General features: G+C 62.5%; 1 protein-coding gene. It reads left to right on the plus strand.

Going from position 1 to position 1,076, the window contains the following annotated elements:
* The coding region (locus A3730_RS24695; RefSeq protein ID WP_197477621.1) for an Hpt domain-containing protein at positions 1 to 1,076 on the plus strand (1,076 nt) is incomplete at both ends.

Raw genomic sequence — 1,076 nt, forward strand, 5'->3', positions numbered from 1 at the left:
CTGGAAAGATCATCCGGAAAGCACCGACTTTATCGACGATCTGAAACGGGCGCTGCACACCCTGAAAGGAGGCGCACGGCTGGCCGGCCTCAAACAGCTGGGCGACATCAGCCACGATTTCGAAACCTATTTGCTGGACCTGGAAAGCCGTCGCCAGACGCCCGCCCAGAGCGACTTCCAGCCCATGCTGGATTGGCACGACCAGATCAATCGGGGCATGGAGTCCGTCGCTGCGGCCGCACAAACCCGCGCTCCGGTCGCAGAGACTCCGGATGCCGCAGCACCGGCCAGCACCTTACCGGCAGCCACCGACAAGCAGCCGGCGCCACAGCAGCCGCAGAAAGACGACCGGCGCCAGCGCCAGAACCAGGCGCAACCGCAGGAAATGGTACGGGTTGGCGCAGATGTGCTGGAGGCTCTGGTCAACCTGGCAGGGGAGACCTCCATCAACCGTGGCCGGGTGGAGCAGGGCATCACCGAGTTCGCCTTCAACGTGGAAGAGATGGGCAACACGGTGCAGCGCCTTTACGAACAGCTACGCCGGCTGGATTCGGAAACCGAAGCGCAGATCATGTCCAACTACCAGAAGGGCGTGGATCTGGGCGAATACGACGAGGACTTCGATCCGCTGGAAATGGACCAGTACTCCGAGCTGCACCAGATCACCAAGCAGCTGTCCGAGTCCGCCTCGGACTTGCTGGATTTGAAGAACACCCTGCTGGATCGCAACAAGGACACCGAAACCCTGCTGCTGCAGCAGGCACGCATCAACACCGAGCTGCAGGAAAAACTGATGCGCACCCGCATGGTGCCCTTCAGCCGCCTGGTGCCGCGCCTGCGTCGTATCGTTCGGCAGATTTCCGGCGAAGTGGACAAGCGCGTGGACTTCGATGTGCTCAACCCGGAAGGCGAACTGGACCGCTCCCTGATGGAGCGAGTGGTCGCCCCGCTGGAGCATATGCTGCGTAATGCCGTGGACCACGGCATCGAAACCCGCGAAGGCCGTCAGTCTGCCGGCAAGGACGGCACCGGCCGCATCAACCTGGAACTGGGTCGTGAAGGGGGCGAGGTGGTCA

The organism is Alcanivorax sp. HI0044, assembly GCF_001634945.1.